Source organism: Ferruginibacter sp. SUN106, from assembly GCF_050611765.1.
Lineage (GTDB): Bacteria > Bacteroidota > Bacteroidia > Chitinophagales > Chitinophagaceae > Ferruginibacter.
Map to the genome: position 1 here is coordinate 770,066 of NZ_JBODJC010000001.1, position 20,461 is coordinate 790,526.

18 protein-coding genes are annotated in these 20,461 nt (G+C 38.0%); 6 read left to right on the plus strand and 12 right to left on the minus strand.

Translation table 11 applies throughout. The features are described from left to right. Positions 1-13: 13 nt before the first annotated feature. The gene (locus tag ACQ334_RS03140; protein ID WP_430986709.1) at positions 14-442 is read left to right on the plus strand and encodes a DUF2846 domain-containing protein; all 429 of its coding nucleotides are present in this window, start codon (positions 14-16) and stop codon (positions 440-442) included. Positions 443-563: 121 nt separating this feature from the next. Next, complete coding sequence (locus tag ACQ334_RS03145) at positions 564-2,630, plus strand: alpha-ketoacid dehydrogenase subunit alpha/beta (protein ID WP_430986710.1); 2,067 nt, start codon at positions 564-566, stop codon at positions 2,628-2,630. Between the two features lie 37 nt (positions 2,631-2,667). On the opposite strand, the gene ACQ334_RS03150 is transcribed toward ACQ334_RS03145, so the two are convergent. After that, positions 2,668-5,199: a hypothetical protein gene (locus tag ACQ334_RS03150; RefSeq protein ID WP_430986711.1), complete on the minus strand. Its 2,532-nt coding sequence runs from the start codon at positions 5,197-5,199 to the stop codon at positions 2,668-2,670. A gap of 883 nt (positions 5,200-6,082) precedes the next feature. Between ACQ334_RS03150 and ACQ334_RS03155 the strand changes: the two genes are divergently transcribed. Next, complete coding sequence (locus ACQ334_RS03155) at positions 6,083-6,880, plus strand: hypothetical protein (protein WP_430986712.1); 798 nt, start codon at positions 6,083-6,085, stop codon at positions 6,878-6,880. A 556-nt stretch (positions 6,881-7,436) separates the two neighbouring features. Next, positions 7,437-9,692: a sigma 54-interacting transcriptional regulator gene (locus ACQ334_RS03160; protein WP_430986713.1), complete on the plus strand. Its 2,256-nt coding sequence runs from the start codon at positions 7,437-7,439 to the stop codon at positions 9,690-9,692. Positions 9,693-9,695: 3 nt separating this feature from the next. On the opposite strand, the gene ACQ334_RS03165 is transcribed toward ACQ334_RS03160, so the two are convergent. Genes ACQ334_RS03165 through ACQ334_RS03185 form a run of 5 tightly spaced genes read right to left on the minus strand, consistent with a single transcriptional unit; the run spans position 9,696 to position 13,899 of the window. Continuing rightward, entirely contained in the window at positions 9,696-10,550 is an 855-nt protein-coding gene (locus ACQ334_RS03165; protein ID WP_430986714.1) for a hypothetical protein, read from the minus strand. A 10-nt stretch (positions 10,551-10,560) separates the two neighbouring features. Continuing rightward, complete coding sequence (locus ACQ334_RS03170; RefSeq protein WP_430986715.1) at positions 10,561-11,598, minus strand: Rieske 2Fe-2S domain-containing protein; 1,038 nt, start codon at positions 11,596-11,598, stop codon at positions 10,561-10,563. Positions 11,599-11,601: 3 nt separating this feature from the next. Then, positions 11,602-12,024: a hypothetical protein gene (locus ACQ334_RS03175; protein ID WP_430986716.1), complete on the minus strand. Its 423-nt coding sequence runs from the start codon at positions 12,022-12,024 to the stop codon at positions 11,602-11,604. Between the two features lie 7 nt (positions 12,025-12,031). Further along, positions 12,032-12,238, minus strand: coding sequence for a hypothetical protein (locus tag ACQ334_RS03180; protein ID WP_430986717.1), 207 nt, complete (start codon positions 12,236-12,238; stop codon positions 12,032-12,034). 5 nt (positions 12,239-12,243) lie between these two features. Beyond that, entirely contained in the window at positions 12,244-13,899 is a 1,656-nt protein-coding gene (locus ACQ334_RS03185; protein WP_430986718.1) for a S8 family serine peptidase, read from the minus strand. Between the two features lie 162 nt (positions 13,900-14,061). On the opposite strand from ACQ334_RS03185, the gene ACQ334_RS03190 reads away from it, so the two are divergent. Then, a complete protein-coding gene (locus ACQ334_RS03190) occupies positions 14,062-14,244 on the plus strand; it encodes a hypothetical protein (protein WP_430986719.1) in 183 nt (60 codons plus the stop codon). 52 nt (positions 14,245-14,296) lie between these two features. On the opposite strand, the gene ACQ334_RS03195 is transcribed toward ACQ334_RS03190, so the two are convergent. The 6 genes from ACQ334_RS03195 to ACQ334_RS03220 all read right to left on the minus strand — a co-directional run bounded on the left by ACQ334_RS03195 (position 14,297) and on the right by ACQ334_RS03220 (position 19,750). Further along, the gene (locus tag ACQ334_RS03195) at positions 14,297-14,881 is read right to left on the minus strand and encodes a peroxiredoxin-like family protein (RefSeq protein ID WP_430986720.1); all 585 of its coding nucleotides are present in this window, start codon (positions 14,879-14,881) and stop codon (positions 14,297-14,299) included. Positions 14,882-14,932: 51 nt separating this feature from the next. Beyond that, complete coding sequence (locus tag ACQ334_RS03200; protein ID WP_430986721.1) at positions 14,933-15,865, minus strand: hypothetical protein; 933 nt, start codon at positions 15,863-15,865, stop codon at positions 14,933-14,935. Between the two features lie 45 nt (positions 15,866-15,910). Continuing rightward, positions 15,911-16,921: a VOC family protein gene (locus ACQ334_RS03205; RefSeq protein ID WP_430986722.1), complete on the minus strand. Its 1,011-nt coding sequence runs from the start codon at positions 16,919-16,921 to the stop codon at positions 15,911-15,913. Next, positions 16,887-17,684: an aquaporin gene (locus ACQ334_RS03210; protein WP_430986723.1), complete on the minus strand. Its 798-nt coding sequence runs from the start codon at positions 17,682-17,684 to the stop codon at positions 16,887-16,889. The genes ACQ334_RS03205 and ACQ334_RS03210 overlap by 35 nt, the downstream gene beginning before the upstream one ends. A gap of 60 nt (positions 17,685-17,744) precedes the next feature. Continuing rightward, positions 17,745-18,092: a DUF1622 domain-containing protein gene (locus ACQ334_RS03215; protein ID WP_430986724.1), complete on the minus strand. Its 348-nt coding sequence runs from the start codon at positions 18,090-18,092 to the stop codon at positions 17,745-17,747. 71 nt (positions 18,093-18,163) lie between these two features. After that, complete coding sequence (locus ACQ334_RS03220) at positions 18,164-19,750, minus strand: GMC oxidoreductase (protein ID WP_430986725.1); 1,587 nt, start codon at positions 19,748-19,750, stop codon at positions 18,164-18,166. A gap of 155 nt (positions 19,751-19,905) precedes the next feature. Between ACQ334_RS03220 and ACQ334_RS03225 the strand changes: the two genes are divergently transcribed. After that, on the plus strand, positions 19,906-20,436 hold the full coding sequence (locus tag ACQ334_RS03225) for a TlpA family protein disulfide reductase (RefSeq protein ID WP_430986726.1): 531 nt from the start codon (positions 19,906-19,908) through the stop codon (positions 20,434-20,436). Positions 20,437-20,461: the final 25 nt, after the last annotated feature.

A 20,461-nucleotide genomic window follows, 5' to 3' on the forward strand; every position in this document is an offset into this window, starting at 1 on the left:
CAAATAAAAATAAATGAAAAATATTACCATTCTTATTATAGCAGTTTTATGCTGCTTTAAAGTATCGGCACAAACCACCGGCAGTTATATTTATGTTTACCGCACAGGCCAGTGGGGAGCTGCATTAACCAATTATGCAGTGTTTTTAGACGGCAAAAAAATATGTAAGCTCAGCAACGCAAAATATATTAAAATTCCGGTATCGCCGGGTACTCATGAATTACAGGCTAAAAAAGGCGGCGTGGATATTTTGAAGAAAGAAACCTCTTTAACTGTTGAAGTGGAAGCAGGCAAGGACAATTATGTAAGTTGTTCTATTAAAAGCTCCATCACCCGCCAGAGAATGGAGATGACAGAAGTGGTAAAATCCAATGGTGAAAAAGCCATTGCAGATATGAAGCCGGATAATTGCCAGGATGATGTAGAAGAGAAGGAGAAATAATATATAGTATTAAAGTTAGTATATAAGCTGCCTGTTTACGGCAGCTTTTTTAATAATGGATAATTAGACAGGAATATCCAGCCGGATGAGTAGATGTACAATTATGTTTTACATTTGACCAATGATTGCCACCGAAATTTTATTAAAAGCTTACCGCCTGATGTGTACTGCCAAAGCCATGGCAGTAACCTATGAAGCCAACCGTCCAATTTGCAAATACGTGCACTCCACTTCAAGAGGCCATGAAGCGATTCAACTGGCTGCAGCATTTCAATTATTGCCCTGCGATTATGTGAGCCCTTATTACCGTGATGAAAGTATGTTGCTGGGATTGGGATTTACACCTTACGAAATGATGCTGCAATTACTGGCCAAAGGCAATGATATTTTTACAGGCGGCAGGGAATATTATTCGCACCCCAATTACCGCGGCGATGATAAACCCAATATTATTCACCAAAGCAGTGCCACCGGTATGCAGGCCATACCTACTACGGGTATTGCACAAGGCATAAAATACCTGGAAAAGTTGAGAGTTGATAATGTAGAGTTGAAAGTAACCAATACAAATGCTGTTGTCATTTGTTCATTAGGCGATGCATCGGTTACAGAAGGAGAAGTAAGCGAAGCCTTTCAGTTTGCAGCCCTACACCAGTTGCCCATTATTTATTTGGTGCAGGATAATGGTTGGGGTATCAGTGTAACATCTGATGAAGCCAGGACCACCAATGCCAGTGAAATGGTAAAGGGTTTAAAAGGCATCAGCAGGATCAGCATTGATGGCAGCGATTTTTTGCAGAGTTATGAAGTGATGAAAAATGTAGTGGAAGAAGTGAGAAGAGAAAGGCATCCCTTTTTGGTACATGCAAAAGTGCCCTTGTTGGGGCATCATACCAGTGGTGTGCGAAAAGAATTTTACAGAACTGAAGAAGACCTGGCCAAACATGCTATGGATGACCCGGGCCCCAAACTGAGAAAAAAATTAGCAGAACTTGGTGTTACAGAAGATGAATTAATACAAATAGAAAATGAGACTGCTGTAGCTGTTGCTAATGATTTTAATGCAGCCATTGCTGCGCCGGAACCTGATCCATCATCAGTAAGCGATTTTGTTTTTGTACCTACACCGGTTACTGAAGAAAAAGGCGAACGCTCTCCTGCAGGCAAAGAAAAAATATTAATGGTAGATGCCGGTTTGTTTGCCATAAGAGAAATTATGGAACAATATCCTGAAGCACTTTTATACGGGCAGGATGTAGGGCGCAGGCTGGGCGGCGTTTTCAGGGAAGCAGCAACATTAGCTGAACAGTTTGGCGATCATCGGGTTTTTAATACGGCAATACAGGAGGCGTATATTATTGGCAGTACCGTTGGTATGAGTGCAGTAGGTTTAAAACCAATAGTAGAAGTGCAGTTTGCAGATTATATCTATCCGGGATTGAATCAGCTGGTAACCGAGATCAGTAAGAGTTGTTATTTGAGTTGTGGTAAATTTCCGGTGCAGACTTTACTTCGTGTACCCATTGGCGCTTATGGCGGTGGCGGGCCTTATCATAGTGGCAGTATCGAAACAACTTTACTTTCTATTAAGGGAATTAAGATTGTATACCCTTCTAATGCAGCAGATATGAAAGGATTGATGAAAGCGGCTTTTCTTGATCCTAACCCTGTAGTAATGCTGGAACATAAGGGCTTATACTGGAGTAAAGTGCCAGGCACAGAAGATGCTAAAACTGTTGAACCGTCAGCTGATTATATTATTCCATTGGGCAAAGGCAATATTATTCTACAGGCAAATGATAATTGTATTGAAGAAGGAGAAAGCTGTTGTGTAATTACCTACGGGATGGGGGTGTATTGGGCAAAATCTGCTGCAAAAAATTTTGCAGGTAAAATTGAAGTGATTGACCTGAGAACTTTATTTCCATTGGATGAAGAACTGATCTTTACCTCAGTAAAAAAACATGGTAAATGTTTAATTGTAACCGAAGAACAACAAAATAATTCTTTTGCAGAAGCTTTGGCAGGCAGAATATGCAAGGCCTGTTTTAAATACTTAGATGCACCGGTTGACGTTTTGGGTGCTTTGAATTTACCTGCCGTGCCAATGAATATTGCATTGGAAAAAGAGATGTTGCCCAATGCAGAAAAAGTAACAGATAGAATCCGGCAACTGTTACAAAATTAAACAGGCTTAGTTAAGGGCTGCTTTGTAAGGGGCAATTTTATTTATTCAAAACTAATATCTCATCGGCCTTTTTATTAGTGCTGTAGTTAAATAGTAATGATCCGGCAGCATTGCTTTTTATTCGGTTGCTTATTTTACCATTTACAAAAATGCTGTAAAAACTATTGGGTCTTACGCCGTTCACCTGGTAAATCAATTTACCTGAATTAATGTCTTTTGAAGATTGTGTCCACTTGATTTGATCAGCTTCACATAACTGCATATCAATAGTTAAATTGCTCATTGCTGCAGTAGTAATTTTTAAAGACGCAATATCATTACTACCTTTAAAGTAAAGCAGTTCATTGGCATTGCTAAAGAAACCGAAGTTAGTTGCAGACATAATTTTAAACCTGTCATTTGATACAGCATACTTATTCATATCAAGATCGATCAGCAATTGCTGGTCTCTGTAATTATATTTTACCTGCGTGCCCCGTAAATCTTCAGTAATATTCGGTTCCAAATAAAGACGATTGTACAAAGGGTTGATACCATAAATGGCCTGGTATAAACCAACTACCGAAAGACTGTTGCCCGATAAGATATCATCACCCAGTCCGTCTTGTTTATTGCGGCCATATCGCTGAAAGGCTAACCCGTCTTTTGCATATTGCGCCAGTACATTTTTTACATATTTCAAAGCAAGTTCAGGTTTGTAAGCCGCATAGGCTTTTACACCTACCGATCCCCATGATAAAAAAATATCACCATTTTCATAATTAGGAAATGGAAATTGCCAGTCGTTGCCCTCGCCTTTAGTGTAACTGTACATGCAAAGCGGCCAGAAGAAAAGTTGTTCTTTCTGCATCTGCACTTCTATTGCATCCAGTATTGTTTTTGTTCTGTTGCTATCATCGCAAATACCATAAGCAATCGCCATAAAATTTACCGGCGTTACCATATTGTTCCCATGGGTAGAACCATCCTTATCCCTCCAATGGATATAACATTTTTTATTATCATCCCAAAAGCCTCCTGCAGAAATGGGTTTATTAAAATTTATTTTTAGTTTTTCAGCAAACGCCTGGTAGTATTTTTGTTTTGTGGTATTGCCCAATTGTTTTTCTATATCAGCCCACAACACCAATGCATGATAAAGCTTGGCATTTACAAAAGCATTTTCATAAGATGCCCAGATGATGTCTATCCAATCGCTGCCTTTTTTTTGAGTATGATTATCCGTTATCATTTCAACAAGCCCATTATTGTTACTGTCTCTTTGCAGTATCCAGTTCAATGCTTTTTCGCAGGATTGTTGTTGTGTTCTTATCCATGTGGTGTTGCCTGTCTGGTCGTACAATTCTGCAACATTGGTAACAAAATCCGGGTTTGCATCTAATAAATAACCCCATTGTGCTTCATAAAAACCTTTATCGGTAAATTTATCCGGCATGGCATCTTCGTTGCTGTAAGCCCAGCGTGGCCAAACCCTGCCGTCTGCTTTAATAGCATTGTCACGGTAAAAATCCAGGCATTGCTGGTAGCCGTTTAAATAATTTTTATCATTAATAGCAAGGCCCATTTGTGCAATATACTGTTCATGCAAACAGATAGGGCCATAAGGTGTATGCCAGCTGTTGCCACCAAAATGCTGTTTATCTATCACCCCAATTCTTGCAATAGTATTTAATACAGCATTTACCTGTTCGCCGTTTATGCCAACCAGGTTTCCGCGGCCAAATTGCTCTTTAAAATCAAAATAAGAAAGTGTGATACTTTGTTTTGTTTCACCGGCGCTCATTGCAACAGGTGCCCACACATCATCCCTGTCACGTAAGAATAGTCTTCTGTTAGTACCAGAATCAAAACGGGGGGCTATTTCTTTTTTATCAATAGCAATAGTATAAGCTAATTTATTTTCTGCAGTGCGGCTATAGCTCATTACAGCCTGCCTGCCTGCAGCATCAACTGCAACAGTTAATCCATTGCCGGTTTTGCTATTCCAGAATTGTGATGTGCTGCTGTGTACGCCATAAGTATCCAGTTTCTTATTAAAGAGATAGAACCACGCCAGGCCGCCATAATCCTGGTAGGCACCTTCCCAGGTATCGATACTACTAAACATAAATACTGGTAACGCCATTTGCTCGGCGATGATTGACTTTGATAAATTCCTGTTTATATCAAACCGGATATTTTTTTCGGTGATGATAAAAGTCCAGGTTTCATTTATAGTCAAATCCTTATCGCCATAGGTAATTGCCGAAATCCTGATTGTATTATTGGTAATCTTTACTGAAGGTACCGCTGTGAGATGCAAAGTTGAATACATTGCATCTTTTGTTTTGATAGTGGAATAGATACCTTGATCACCCGTTATAACCTGCTGGCCATTTACCTGCAACAGGGAAACATTTATTTTTTTATCGTAATCAAGCGTTACGTTTATTTTTTTGTTTCCAAATACGATCTTTTTATTGCCTGCATCATTATTGATCTTTATATCCTGGGCAAAACATACACTTACTAATCCTGTAAAATAAATAATCAATAAAAGAGGCAGGCAGAATTGTTTTTTTATTATCATAGTTTGTAGTTATTAGGCAAAACGAATTTATGCTTTATAGAATGATTGTTGCATTAAAAATGAATAGCGCTTTATAAGTGGTTCTTACATTTGAAAGTAAAGTGGATTTAACAGCACCCGGATTACCAATGCCGAAGGTGCACAACTTTAAAAGAACGGATACCGGGTAAAAGGTTATTGGAAAATTTCTGCAAGAGCGCTTTTTATTACCGGGAGCAGAGAATTACCTAATCAGATTATAGAAGATTTTATCTTTTTTGCCGAAACTTTTGGTGTAGCAATTTTGAAAGTGTTATTGCCGGACCTGCTGGCAAAACAGACAAAAATTGTAAGTTTATGCCGCGGTTCTAAACCGTTATGATCAGTGGGTATAAGTGACTTAAACGGGGAGATTTTTTTTCTGTAATTTATCAACGTCAATTATTTATCATCAAACTGCAACATTTTTTTAAGTTTTTATCATTCTTTTATTAATATTTAGATAATTTTATATATATTTAATTTCCTCAGAGGCACAAGTTAAAAACAAAGTATTATCAATACCGAATTGTACTATTCGTTTTTAGTTACAACTGATGCATGTAAAACGTCTTATTACTCCGGAGAAAGAGCAATTAATACTTAGTGGCATTGATCATTTTCAGGTGCAGCAAGTTTTGTGATGCAAGAACAGTGTGGTAGTTGAATAATAAGCATCATAGCATCTTGCTTTATCTGTTGGCTGTATTTTTATTCTAAAAAATAATGCTACTTACGCAGCAGGGTAAACGAAAATACTTTTGCCCCGTTTTGCAATGTTTATTGTGCCAGGCATTCAATGATAGTTAAAATTATTTTACACGTTAATAAAGGAAAAGATTGTTAAAAAGCTAAAACTATAATTATGATAAAACAATGGACAAATGCCGGTGCCTCCAATGACTGGTATACCGCCTCAAACTGGACACCCGCTACCGGCGCCGGAGCATGGTTGCCAACTGATATTGCCGAGTTTAAAAATACCGGCACGGCTACTTCAGCACGAATTAATATGAGTGCCGGAAATCTCTCCCTTGGCGCAATTAGCTTATCAGCAAGAACCCGTAATTTAACTATCGGGAACTCCAGCCCGGTGGCAGGAACCGGAAGGCTGCAGCTAAATGGAGCAACTGTTAATGGCATTAATAATGTGATATTAAGCTCAGGAACAAATATTCCACCGTACACTCTTCTTATTAAAAACAGACTTTCGGGCATTGTAAGTCTGATGGAAATGGTGTTAGGTAACAACGTAGATAATATTGTGCTGCTAAATGGCGAAGAAGGTAGTGCAATGAATATCAGCGCACCTATCAGCGGAGCAGGCAAAAAGCTAACACTTAAAACAACTACTTCTTCGGGAGGGATATTAACATTGTCCGGAGCCAATACATATACGGGCCTGACCACGGTTAATGCCCGGCACGGATCCATAGTGTTAGCTAAAACCGGCGGCGGTACGCTGCCATCCACCAACGATGTTGAGATACTTGATGGTAAGTTGCAAATTAAAACTAACCAAACATTACGAAATGTAAAAGTGGGAGGTTTAGGGAGTTTACTAATTGACCCAGGCGTTAAGCTAACTATAACGGGTATACTGGATGATGGTACCGCCCTTTTTCCGGGTGGGGGTATTATTGGTACCGTTGTTTTTGTATAAAAGATCTCGATAACAATAAAGTAATTGCCGTAGGTTGATACCTTGCAGGAAATTTAATTATTCATCCTCCCAATCAGCAGCAAAATCTAAGTGTGATATTTCGTCGGGTATTTTGCAAGTTCACTTTATCATTACAATTGGAGATATGGTGTATTCAAAATAATAAAGCCTGGATTCTTCTAAAGAATTCAGGCTTTATTTTGTACCGGTGAGCAGACTTGAACTGCCGTCCGCCGTGGCGGATATGAATCTGATGCAATAGGTTATAAGTTTTTAATAAAATCCCTTCCTGTTCCCGATTTAAGGCCACAGCTTTTGGAACAATCTGCAATAAAAATAGCTGCAATAATTCCGATGATTTTATTACTCATGGAAATGCAACAACAACCTTTACAAATCAGGCTAATCAAAGGTTTGTCAAATCAGGTAATAGCCTTGTGCAGTCACAAAAATTTGTCGTTGCACTGACATCGACGGATATTAAATTAAAATACCTTGCAATTTATTATTATTTTTATCGGCAACAAACCGGATTAGTTTTTCAAATTTTACTGCAATGGCAAAAACTTCCTTATTGGATTTTGAGAAAGATCTAAGTCTTTCTCAATTTACATTTGAAAATTTACAGGAAGGCGTTTTCTGGGTAAATGCTAATGGAGAGATCCTCAATGTAAACAATACAGCCTGTTTAATGACCGGCTATTCCAAAAAGGAATTGCTAAAGATGAAGGTGCATGATATTAATCCCTCTGAAATTGTAATGGACTTTCCTGAATTTTGGCAACGGCTTAAAAAAGAGAGAAAATTCAGGTTTGAAGCAAAACACAAACATAAAACCGGCTATTTATACGATGTAGAAATTACAGGTAATTTTATTGAATATAAGGGAGAGGAGTTTACCTGCAGTATTGTACGAGATATCCGCAAAAGAAAGATGGAAGAAGAATTGTTGCGTACAGTTTCTGAAGCCACTTCTAATCAAGTTGGTTACGATTATTTTAAAGAACTTACAAAATATATTACGCTTACGTTGGGTGTAAAATATGCGCTGGTAACTGAATGTGCTAATGAAGCAAAGACGAGGTTACGTACCATTTCCTTTGTGGACAATACTACTCCATTAGAAAATATCGAGTACGATTTGGAAGGCACACCTTGCGAAATTGTAATGCAGGGCAAAGATTATTTCTGTGCTAATGAATTAGAAAAAGCTTTTCCAAAAGAAAAGGGAATGCAGTCTTATATTGCCGTTCCCATTTACAGTCCTGCATCTAATGAAGTGGTTGGCCATATTGCGGCGTTAGATAATAAGCCGATGAATGAAAGCCAGAATCAAACTTCTATACTAAAAATATTTGCTGCACGGGCAGGATCTGAGATTGACCGGATAAAGGCAGAGGAAAAATTACGACTTGCTAATATAGAATTGGAAAAAATGCTGGGTGAAAGTGAAGAACGTTTCCGTGATCTTTTTGAAGAAGCGCCAATTGCCTATGTTCATGAAGGCCTGGATTCAAAATTCATAAAAGCTAACCGGGCAGCATTAAGAATTTTAGGTGTGAGGCCTGAAGATGTACCGAATACTTATGGAAAAACGATGGCGCCTGATACACCTGATGCACAACGCCGGATGAAAGAAGCATTTGAATCAGTTGGCCGTGGTACAGATACCAGTGGTGTGGTATTAGAAATGCGGCGTGTTGATAACGGCAAACCGTTGTGGATTCAATGGTGGTCAAACCCGGACAAGGGCGGCGAATTTACCCGTACCATGTTTCTTGATATTACTGATAAAGTTTTAATGGAACAAGAGCAAGCCAGGCTGCAGGCGCAAAATCAGTACTTACAGGAAGAAATAAAACTGACGTATAATTTTGAAGACATTATTAGTAAGAGCAAGGACTTTCATAAAGTATTGCAACAAATTGAAAAGGTAGCTTCCACAGATGCCACCGTTTTAATTTTAGGTGAAAGTGGTACCGGAAAAGAATTGCTGGCAAGGGCTGTACATAATATCAGCAACAGAAGCAAAAGGCCCCTGATAAAAATTAACTGTGCTACATTGCCTGCTAATTTAATTGAGAGTGAATTATTCGGTCACGAACGTGGCGCATTTACCGGCGCTATGGAAAGAAAGATCGGCCGCTTTGAATTGGCTGATGGCGGAACCATCTTTTTAGATGAGATTGGCGAATTGCCGGTGGAATTGCAAGCTAAATTATTAAGGGTATTACAGGAAGGTGAATTTGAAAGATTAGGCAATCCCAAAACCATCAAAGTAAATGTACGGTTAATAGCTGCCACCAACCGTAACCTGCAGCAGGCTATTGAGAAAAAAGAATTCAGGGAGGATTTGTTCTATCGCCTGAATGTTTTTCCAATCATATCACCTCCATTACGTCATCGCAAAGAAGATATCCCTTTGCTGATAAAACATTTTGTAAAAAAATATGAAGGCAAAATGGCTAAGGATATCAAACACATCTCTGATAAAGTTATTAATGCATTGATGCAATACGACTGGCCTGGAAATATCCGTGAACTGGAGAATCTTATCGAAAGAGCTTTGATATTAACTAATACTAACACTCTTGAATACGGTGATTGGATTCCGGCAGCAAAAAATACAAGCTCAAATGGAAAAGCATCTTTACAAAAAATGGAGGATGTAGAAAAGGAACATATTATCAGTGTGCTGAATAATACTAATTGGAAAGTGAGTGGCGAAAAAGGGGCTGCAAAAATACTCGGCCTTAATCCTACTACTTTAGAAGCAAGAATGAAAAAACTGGGTATAGAAAGAGAGAAGTAAAAACTATTTCATGCAACCATCGATGCAGGAAGCGATTTCGGTTGGTGATTTGTACAAACTGATTCCTGAAATCCTGTTAATTTTTTTATCCATTACATATAAGATAATCCAATCGTCTTGCTGCACAACATGTGCAGTAATAGCAACAGGCTCTGCAACATAATCCTGCACAGTCTCATTCATAGGTTCCCCGTTGGGGCCAACAATTAAATAATAATTCTGTTCCCCTTTTTCGTTCAGTACTTTTAATACCGGGGGAATACCTCCCAAAATGCAACGTATAGCACAATCACGATGCACTTTACCTTCACCCGGCTTCATTACACCAAAATAACATTTAGGATCAATGATCTCTCCGTTTATAGTTTGTACTCCTAAATCTTTTTGCGCTGTCAGCAAAGTGGAGTGAGCAACTCCTCCAATTTTCACTACAGGATTTTCATCTTTATTTATTTGCAATAATGTTTTTCCATCACTGTATAATAATGTACCTTTTAATGTAAGTTCTTTATTATTGAAAGCACTATTTTTTTCTTTTTCTAATTCCATAAGTGCAGTTGCTGCTCCGTGTTTACCATAACCTACTAAAGGGATAGTAATATAAGATGCATTGCCCCATATATCTTTTCCGGCTACAACTTTTAACATTGGCAAAGGATTGTTTATGTAGATACCCTTTACTTCAGTGAGTGTACCAAATTCAAAATTAGCCGAAGAAAATTTTTTTTGAAATGATGCCATCAGTAACGCAACAATTACTGCAAGAGGTAAAAGAAATAGCAGTACTCTCCTGATTTGCTTGGCAAACGATGACGGTGCTTTAGGCATCCACCCTATATAAAACTCTGCATTATTCATTGTTCATTAATTATTTATTTATAATTGCCCCGGGCCTCTCTGTTCCTTCAGTAAATGGAATTGGGTTTAACCATACTTTAGAGCCGATGATTTTAATATCATAAGTACTTACTTTCTCTGAAAATGGCGGAGGCGATTGTCCATTCTGCGGCAAATACTGATAGCCATGCCAGGGACATGTAATACAGCCATCAATAATTTTTCCCTCGCCCAATGGCCCGCCCTGGTGCTTGCACACATTATGCAATGCAAACAATTTGTTCCCGTGTTTATACACGGCTATTCTTTCTGTGTCAATACAAAATATTTTTGCCCGGCCTTCTTCAAAATCATTTATATCACATACTGCTACAAAACCATCTCTTGCAACATCAAATTTTTCATTGTCTTTTTTTATTTCTTTTCTTCCTGCAACCAGGTGTAATGTTATCAGCCACAAGGCTCCTATACTAACCAGTAATACAAATACGGGGTGTGTTTCGTACTGAATAACCCCCAGCATCACATGCAGCACAATTAAAAAATAAGCTACGTAAACAAACATGTGTAAAGTCTTCCAAACCTTCGGGGAAAGATTATGTAACCAGAAATCGTGGCTTGTAATTGCCATTAAAAAGAAAATGAGCAATGCAAAAAATCCTAATGCCTGGAAAGGAAAACCACTTAATGAAAAGAAATTAGTATTGGAGGTAAACAGTGATATAAAAGGATTTACATTACCCAGAGAATGAAATTGAATGATGCTGAATATACCATGCACAGCAGCGATACAAAACATGGTAACACCCAAATGCCTGCGATTATATAAAAGCGGCAGGAATTTTTTGTTGATCCTCGCCAGCGGGCCGATGCTTAAGATAACATGCAATAGTAATACGGCTAAGGTAGATGTAGAGCGTATCAACAGGGTTTCAAAAGTATAATCGGGATTTAAAAATGCTGTAATTACTATAAATGTGGTGAGATACAGCACGCAAAATCCAAAAATAAACCAATCGTATAATTTCTTCTGCCTGTTCCAACCTACAGCTGTATAACCTGCACTCATAATTTAAAAATTTAGGGTATCAATATTTTGCTGGTGAATAATATCATACAAAAGAAAATTATAGCTGCCTGTGCTATCCGCTTTTAAGGGGAAATAATAACTGCCTTTAGTTGCGGTTCTTCCTATCAGCTCTTTATCATTTTTATGGATTTGATAAATTAATGAAGATGGTGTTGTTGATTCGCTGATAATACTTATCTGCAGCTGGTAATTCTTTCTGTCGGTACTGCTTCTGAGAAAGGCGACATAATTTTTTCGTTGAAGCTTTTTTATTTCAACAGGTAATGCAGCAGCTTTATTTTCTTCAATCAATTTACTTAATACTTTTTCAGGCACTACGATATAGGCACTGATGATTCCTGCAGGAATTAGTATGGCCAGCAAACTCCATATTTGTAAATGCCTTCTGCGTAGTGGCTTTATCATGTTATACTTATTTTGCTTTTCTCCATTTGTTTAATAATACCGGCCAAAGAACAATAATACCAGGTAAAATGATCAGCCGGAATCCCCAGCCTGAGCCATGTGCAGCAACATCCACTTTCTGTATCCCTTTGCTTAAGAAGAAAATAGCAAACAAAAATCCGGCGATCAGGTATAGCGCTGCCACCACGAAAATTATTGTTACCAATATTGTCATGCATTTTAGTTTTCTATCATTAATAAACTATTGAAACCATTCAAGCCATCAGGTTGCCTGTAAGGATTGTCGATATCTTCCAGCCAGATCTTATCATCCACAAAAAATTTGTACTGGTAAGTACCTTTTGGTAGCATCGGAATTTCTATTTTCCATAAACCATTTTTTGTGGGTTCCATGAGTAACGCATCATGTGCCCAATGATTAAAACTTCCGGCGAGAGAAATGTGTGAAGCACAGGGGTTTTGAATATAAAACTCAATGGCTTTTTTTCTTTTGTTGATAAATGGGGATGTATGTTGTTTCATAGAAAAAAAATTTTGTAAGGTTTTTATAATTGCTTTTCCAGGATGAATGATGCCATAACCTTGCTGCTCTGCAGGCAAACCGGGTAATCTTTTGGCAGTACTAAACAAAATGGTACGAATCTGCGCTGGCGTAAGGTGGGGATTAATTTCAAGCAACTGTGCAATCACTGCTGTTACTATTGGTGCTGCAAAAGACGTGCCGTCTACATGCATGTAATGTGGCGAAATATATTTGCATTGCTGTATCCTGTCTGCAATTTGTTGCCTGATAAAAGTTACATCTTTTTTTTCTGTTTCATTATAACTAATGCCGGCTTTAACACACAGTGTGCATATCTTCTCTTGTAACTCCGGGTCACTACATTGGTGTAATTCATATAAAGCAACAGCTGCTTCCTGTGCCGGCGTACCTGGCAAAATTGGGGCTGCTATCCATATTGCGTTGGCAATCAATTCCGGTTTATATAATTCATCGTCTGTTTTGCCATATGAGGAATGGTACAATTTATTCTCCTTGCCATTTAAACAATTGTTATCATCCCAGCCACCAACGGCGATAACATTAGGTGAATTGGCCGGGGGCTTAATGGAAGCCTTATCATCGTTGCCGGCTGCAGCTACAATGGTAATACCTTTTGCAATTAATTCTTCGGCAAGCAAATCTACTTCGCTATTTGCCCACAAGCCTGTGGCATCATCACCCAGCGACATATTAACCAACCGGATGTCATATTTTGAATGATTGCTCTTCACCCACTGCAGGGCTTTAGTAATATTTTCAGTGGTTATCTTTCCATCCTCATTCATCACTTTCAGTAAGACCAGTGACGCATCACTTGCAATCCCTTTGTATAAACCATTGCTCAAATAACCATCGCCTGCACCTACTACACTGGTCATAGTACCATGCCAGGATGCATTGTGCGGTTGAGAAAAATATTTAGTTGTTGTTTTGGGATTAGTTATATCAACGATTTTTTTTATCCGGTTTTTATTTTGTACCAGGTCGGGATGTAAATAAAATCCACTATCGATAAAGCAGATAGTAACACCTTTGCCGGAATATTTCGGGTTGGTGTTTACCCGTATGGGTGTTGGAAGAATAATAAAATCATCCGCACTTTTTACAGGAAAGTAGGGGCCAATTTCCGGCAACATTTTTTGTTCCAGCAATATTTCAGTATTAAAATAATCCAAACAACGGCTACAGATACCATCTTCATTAGCCCAAGCAGGATTGTGTAATTTTATTTTCTCCAGGATCACCTGCTCACTTTCAGTATGAAAACGATAAAGTAATTTATCTACTGCATCATTGCACAGCGGGCAGATAATTTTTTCTTCGTTATTCATGAATGAAGTTTTAAGTACGACAAAGAAAATAAAGAGCTGCAGTAACATTTGTCATTTAAATGACCAGAATAAAAAATTAAGTAAAATAAATAATTTACGTCTTTTAAAAGACAAATATTTACCAGGCAACCAAGTAGATTTATAGAAATAAAATTGCTTGTTATGATACACAAAAGATTTAACCACACCAGGCATTTAATATGGACAGCTTTTATTTTAACTGTATTTACAGGCCCTGTAATTTCACACCGCAGTAATGAAATTAAACCATCGCAACAGCCAGAGGTTACAGAAAAAATCCATCCGGTTCAGCCTGTTTTAATAAATACTGTTGTTATAAAATAAAAGGGTGCCATTCATTTGGCACCCCATTAATCAATATTGACTTAAAGCGAATTTATAAATGATCAAGAATATCCTGTACGCTGGCACGCTTCCTGTAGTCTGCATCAAAATATTTAAAGATTATTACACCCTCCTTATTAATAATATAAACAGCCGGAACCGGTAAGTTAGCACCATTGGTACCATTCACCTCAGCAAAATCAATTCCGTAGCCTTTGTATTTTTCAACCGTTTTATCATCTACCGTAAACGCTACATCATAGCTCTTCATTATTTTTAATCCATCATCGAATAAGATAGGATAAGATGCTTTTGTTTTTGCTATTGTTTTACTGATATTTTCCTGTTTTTCGGGAGTTACGGCAACAAGCGTTGCACCTTTAGCAGTAATTAACGACAGTGAGTCTTCCAATCCTTTTAATTGCTTATTGCAATAAGGACACCATTGGCCACGATAAAATATCAGCACTACTGCACCTGACTTTAATTGACCTTTTAGACTGACCGTTTTTCCTGATTGGTCCATTGCAGAAAATACAGGCGCTTTGTCGTTTACATTTAATCCTTTAGGTTTATCCTGTGCATTTGAGGTAATGGCAGCAATGAATAAGCCAACTGATAACATTAGTTGCTTCATAAAATTTTAATTAAAGTTAGTGATGGGTTTAGTGGAGTTATAACTCCGTTATTAAAAATTGATCTTATAATCCAGTGAGGCTACTACAGAACGGGTTAAACCATCCGGCCTGTTGGTACGTACTACAAAAGGACTTCCAATGCCAAGTTCAAATCCGCTTTTGGCGTTTAGCTTATAGCCGGCAAATACAACCGCATTAAGTGTAAGGCCGTTTGATTTTGGAATTTCCCTTCTTACATCAGAGGCATCTAAGTACGTATCATTAGCTTCATGATAAATAGATAAGAGGCTTGGACGAACAGAAAACTTTTTATTGTTGAGTTTGATGTTATAAGAGAATCTTAATAATACATCTCCCTTTCTTACAAATTTGTTTGTAGGCAGATATTCTGACGCCAGTTTATTTAATGGATAATTCTGTGGAAGAAAACGATTGCCGTTTGCAGGTTTTAGTGGTTGTTGCACGGCAATGGTGGCGCCAAAAGATTTTTTAAGGAAGTTTAAACCCAATACCAGGTCCGTAGTACCCAGGCTGGTTTGGTAAGGCATAGGAAGATATATACCGTTCTTAATTATGTTGCCATCATCGAGAGGAATTTTCAAACCCACTATAAAAGATTTTTGCCATTTCTTTTTGATATCAAATGCATGGTTAACTGAAAGGAACAGATCACTCAGGCCAGAGGTATTAGCTAACTCACCTCCAACTGCAGAAAAACTTAATTTACCAGTAACCGAAGTTTGGATACCAAGGCTCCTGGTATATTCAACTGAAGTGGTATAATCATTCGTTTTTCTTTCTCCCTTGCCAAAAGAAAATCCGACTGTTACCTCGTTCTTTGTTTTATCAGTGCTTTCTCCTTCGGTATTATTTTTTATAGCATGAATGGTACAAACACCGGCATCACTACAGCCCTGTGCACTAACATTGTTGAGGCTACAAACAAATACTGCTATACTAAACAGTGTAATAATTTTTCTCATTCCGTGATTTTATTTTTGATATACAAAATTTTAAGCAGTATAGTTTTATTGAACTATTTCTTTTATCAGCATAGCATGTCCATCGGGGTCTTTTACGATAAATGACCTGGTATTTTTTCCATTTTCATCATGTAGTACAAGTTCTTTTGATACAAATGTATACCTGGAAGCTTTTAATTTATTATAGAGCGCCGCAGCATCATTAGTGAATAAAGTAGTTTGCCAAAACCATATATCATCGGCCCTTGTATCAGCAGGATACATTTTGCCAGGCCCGGGTTTAAGGTACTGTAAAAATTCAACGCCGGGGCCTTCAGTTGTTCTATAGCCGGTAATGTGCAGGCTTGCACCTTCAACGTTATTTAAGTGTTCCTGCTCCGTTCCAAAATTCCAGCTATCGCCTTTTTTTTCAATGCCTAAGATATCCATATAAAACTTTTGGCTGCTTTCGGTATTGCTTACGCCAATAGCGGTATGATCAATTCCTAAAAATATTTTATTGCCGGAATTCTGCCATTTAGGATTGCCCTTGCCTTTTGGAAACCAGATCAGTTCTAAATTGTGGTTGTCTGCATCATGAAAATAAAATGCCTTTATTCCTGCAGCTGCTGTATTGGTAACTGGTAAAGTTTGCGGTGCAGTAGAAACAAATTCCACATTGTGCTTTTTCAATTGCTCAAAAGCTTTATCCATATCACTTACCACAATAGCAATATGTTGAAAAAAAAGATCATTGCTTTTCTGGTCTTCAGGAATACTTCTTCCACCAGCAGTTAAATAATCAGTTAACTCAATATACTCATCACCCAATTGTAGTTTCGCAACACGAAAGTGTAAACCAAAAATGCCTTCTAATTTTTCATATGCTTCACCAGAATACTCTTGTTCAGACACTTTTTTAAACCCAAGTACTTCCTGGTAAAATTTTTCAGCCCGGCTCAAATCTTTTACTGTAATACCAATAGCATCTACTTTATTTACCTGCGCAGACAAATAATTATTATTGGTAAAAACAAACAGGCTAAAAAGTAAAATCCTTAAATATTTTCTCATCATTTCTATTTTTTAAATTCAGGTTTTTATGAACGATTCTCAGGCGGCATCTTCTTTTTACTGATTCAATGCTTAGAAAACATTCGGCGGCTAAAAGCATACCGGCGAAAGGAATAAGCATGTAAATCCAGAAGGCGGTGTAGATGCCGGAAGGAAAAGCTGAAGCAAAACTTCTTGCCGGATTCATACCAAAACCACTGATGGGGCCGGCAAAAATTACGTAGCAACAAACGAGGCATGCCGCAAACTTTCGGGTATGTTTTTTAAATCGCTTGCTGGCTGACATAAATAATACCATTGATATCATTACAAAAGCAATAAAAAATTCAGTGATAGCGGCATTCATTGTGCCAGCTTTTCCGGGAACTGTTACGGCACTGTTTACCGGTGAACCAGTAAGTGTTTTACCCATCAACCATTGCATTGTAAACACTGCCACAGTGCCGCCAATAAATTGAAAGAGAATATAGAAGGCGGCATTTTCCTTGCTTATTTTTCCCAGGCGTAAAAAAGTAATTGTAACCGCAGGGTTAATGTGTGCGCCACTTGGTGCGGTAACCGGGGAGTAAAAAATGAACAGCGCAGTTAACCCCATCATTAGCCCCATCAAAATATTTCTTACCATATCATTAAGAAATAAATGATACCAGGAGCTACCAGGAGAAAAAATCATAGCACCAAAAAAACAAGCTGATACCATAAAAATGGCGAGGCCAAAGGCTTCCATTAGGTACAATCTCCAGTTGTTTTTAAATGCTGCTAACATAACACAAAGAGAAATCAAAAGGGGAAAAACTGCTGTCGCATAGTTGACGAAAACAAATAATTAACTCATGTGGCTCTTTGTTTGATGCATATGACTGAGTTCTCTTTCTAAAAAATAATTTAGTATGGTCCGTATTGTTGCAATCGCAGCCAGTTTTCCAATATCATTCCAGCTTGGTGCCACCGCTGTTGTCAGTACATCTCCTCCTAATAAAAGTTCTAATGCTACTGCTACTGAGCTGCCGAATTTTACACGGGCTTCTTCAGCGGTAATAATCTTTTTCTTTTTAATTGCTGACTTAAAATAATCAATAATAAGTTGCAACAAAGCTGTAGCAATAACCAATGCCGAAATGATCTCAAGTGTGTGGCTGATATATTCCGTAATTGTTTTTGCTATTTCTTCCATCTTTTAATTTTAAAAAAGGCGACAGCTCCCTGTCGCCTCAACTCAAAACCGCATCTATGAGAAACTGGATTTTACATTGTTACTACAACAGCCGTTTTTTTATTCTCTATTTCATTTGCTAATACGTTATTGGCAATATGTTCTCCTACACGCAATGCATTAGCTGCAATGGTTAATGCAGGATTAAATGCACCGCAACTCGGAAAAAAACTTGCATCCACTACGTATACATTTTCAAGGTCGTGTGTTTTACAATTCAAATCAAGTACGCTGGTTGAAGGATCACTGCCAAAACGCAGTGTACCATTCTGGTGGCTCATGCCACTTACATCTAAATCATAGCCGCCCCATTGTACGTCTGCATAGTCAGGATCAATTTCTCCCAACTGCACGAATACCTGTTTTAATTTCTCTTTTAATTTTTCGTAAGCGGCGTAGTTGGTCCTGCTGTAGTCAACTTTAATCGCACCGTCTTCACGCAGTATGACTCTGTTATCTGGCGATGGCAGGTCTTCAGCCGTTAACCAGAAATCAATTGTCATTGCTTTCAGTTCTTCATAAGTTTTGCCGGGCGCAATTTTTTCAGCCATCCACAAAATTGTGTCCGGGTCATTGCGCCCCATTAGTTGAATTTCACCTAATGGCAATGTACTGTCATCGGCCCCATGATAAAAATCTGCCAGGCCCAAACTTTTTTGAAACACACAATCATTTTTCTTTTTGGTAAATGCCACTAAACACCCATTATGATGCAACATTAAATTCCTGCCCACCTGCCCGGAAGAATTGGCCAGTCCGCCAGGATGTTTATCGTTGGCGCTGCGCAAAAACAAAGCTGCACTGTTTACTGCACCACAGGCAACAATAACGATATCTCCACTAAAAATTATTTCTTCACCTTCTACTATTGCCACCACCGCAATTATTTTTTTTCCACTTTCATCGGTCAATAATTTTTCTGCATAAGCATGTGTTACCAGCGTAACATTATCATTCGTCAATGCGCTGTTCAATGCCGATGTTTGTGCATCAGCTTTGGAATCTGTAGGATCAGGAAAGCCATCGAAATTTTCCAGTGCCACCGGCGAAGCATTTTTATTATGATCCTGGGGAAGGTTTACACCCATTGGTAAGGGAAAAGGTTGTAAACCTATCTGTACCATTTTATGCTCCAGGTCTTTTATCAAAGGTTCATAGGGTAAGGGAAGCAAGGGATATGGCATTGTTGTTTTTGGTTCGCTGGGATCAACACCACGCTTTCCATGAACATGATACATTTTTTCAGCTACATCATAATAAGGTGCTAATGTTTCGTAACCAAACGGCCACGCCGGGCTCGTGCCACCATAATGTTCTACTGCTGCAAAATCACTTTCTCTGAAACGGAACATAGCTGCGCCGTACACTTTGCTATTACCGCCAACATTGTAATGTATAAATGGTAAAAAAGGTGTATCGTCTTTATCGTACCAGTTTTCTTTTGGCCGGTACCGGCCGTTAACTACTACTTCTTTTGCATCCCAGTTTTCCTTTTCTTTTGGAATAAAACCCCCTCTTTCCAGTATTAAAATTTTCCTGCCGGTTTCTGAAAGCTTTTTTGCAATAGTACTGCCACCACTCCCGGTGCCAATGATAATGATGTCGTAGTTGTTATTCATAAAAATAATTTCACTACAAAATGAAATATTTGGCTACATATTTCTTGTCTTATAAATGACGAATCTGTAAAAAAAACTGTTTCAGGAAAAAACTATAATTGTCTGCAATCTTACAAATGACCATTTTGAGATAGTATAGTTTTATAAATAAAAAAATGAAAAAGATCATCGGCCTTAACATCCTTGCTTTATTATTGATAACTCAGATTGCCGTGGGCCAGGATGAAGCAGCAAAAAGATCTGCTGCTATTGAATTATTTAAAACCAGTATTATAAACAAACCTCTTGCTGGTTTTAAATTTACCAGTTTAGATAAGCAGGTATTGGACCTGAAAAAATTAAAAGGCAAAGTTGTAGTGATCAATTTCTGGTTTACCTACTGTGGTCCCTGTATTAAAGAAATGCCATTCTTAACAGCACTTGTTGCAGCTAATAAAGAAAATCCTGTTGTATTTATTGCACCAGCGCCGGAAAATGAAACGCAGATCAGAAAGTTTTTACAAAAAAATACTTTTACCTACCAGATAGTTCCTTCTTCACTGGATTATATTAAGACAATGCACATCGAAAATTTTCCAACTCATTTGGTTATAGATAAAGACGGCACCATTCGCCATGTTTTTATTGGTTATACCGATGATATTAAATTGAAATTGCAGGAAGCGATTGATAAATTGCTGCAATAGAAATACCACACGTTAACATTACAAG

Bases quoted from the DNA above. Each gene is read 5' to 3' on its own strand.
- ACQ334_RS03140 (WP_430986709.1), top strand. From the start codon at position 14: ATGAAAAATATTACCATTCTTATTATAGCAGTTTTATGCTGCTTTAAA.
- ACQ334_RS03145 (WP_430986710.1), top strand. From the start codon at position 564: ATGATTGCCACCGAAATTTTATTAAAAGCTTACCGCCTGATGTGTACT.
- ACQ334_RS03150 (WP_430986711.1), bottom strand. From the start codon at position 5,199: ATGATAATAAAAAAACAATTCTGCCTGCCTCTTTTATTGATTATTTAT.
- ACQ334_RS03155 (WP_430986712.1), top strand. From the start codon at position 6,083: ATGATAAAACAATGGACAAATGCCGGTGCCTCCAATGACTGGTATACC.
- ACQ334_RS03160 (WP_430986713.1), top strand. From the start codon at position 7,437: ATGGCAAAAACTTCCTTATTGGATTTTGAGAAAGATCTAAGTCTTTCT.
- ACQ334_RS03165 (WP_430986714.1), bottom strand. From the start codon at position 10,550: ATGAATAATGCAGAGTTTTATATAGGGTGGATGCCTAAAGCACCGTCA.
- ACQ334_RS03170 (WP_430986715.1), bottom strand. From the start codon at position 11,598: ATGAGTGCAGGTTATACAGCTGTAGGTTGGAACAGGCAGAAGAAATTA.
- ACQ334_RS03175 (WP_430986716.1), bottom strand. From the start codon at position 12,024: ATGATAAAGCCACTACGCAGAAGGCATTTACAAATATGGAGTTTGCTG.
- ACQ334_RS03180 (WP_430986717.1), bottom strand. From the start codon at position 12,238: ATGACAATATTGGTAACAATAATTTTCGTGGTGGCAGCGCTATACCTG.
- ACQ334_RS03185 (WP_430986718.1), bottom strand. From the start codon at position 13,899: ATGAATAACGAAGAAAAAATTATCTGCCCGCTGTGCAATGATGCAGTA.
- ACQ334_RS03190 (WP_430986719.1), top strand. From the start codon at position 14,062: ATGATACACAAAAGATTTAACCACACCAGGCATTTAATATGGACAGCT.
- ACQ334_RS03195 (WP_430986720.1), bottom strand. From the start codon at position 14,881: ATGAAGCAACTAATGTTATCAGTTGGCTTATTCATTGCTGCCATTACC.
- ACQ334_RS03200 (WP_430986721.1), bottom strand. From the start codon at position 15,865: ATGAGAAAAATTATTACACTGTTTAGTATAGCAGTATTTGTTTGTAGC.
- ACQ334_RS03205 (WP_430986722.1), bottom strand. From the start codon at position 16,921: ATGATGAGAAAATATTTAAGGATTTTACTTTTTAGCCTGTTTGTTTTT.
- ACQ334_RS03210 (WP_430986723.1), bottom strand. From the start codon at position 17,684: ATGTTAGCAGCATTTAAAAACAACTGGAGATTGTACCTAATGGAAGCC.
- ACQ334_RS03215 (WP_430986724.1), bottom strand. From the start codon at position 18,092: ATGGAAGAAATAGCAAAAACAATTACGGAATATATCAGCCACACACTT.
- ACQ334_RS03220 (WP_430986725.1), bottom strand. From the start codon at position 19,750: ATGAATAACAACTACGACATCATTATCATTGGCACCGGGAGTGGTGGC.
- ACQ334_RS03225 (WP_430986726.1), top strand. From the start codon at position 19,906: ATGAAAAAGATCATCGGCCTTAACATCCTTGCTTTATTATTGATAACT.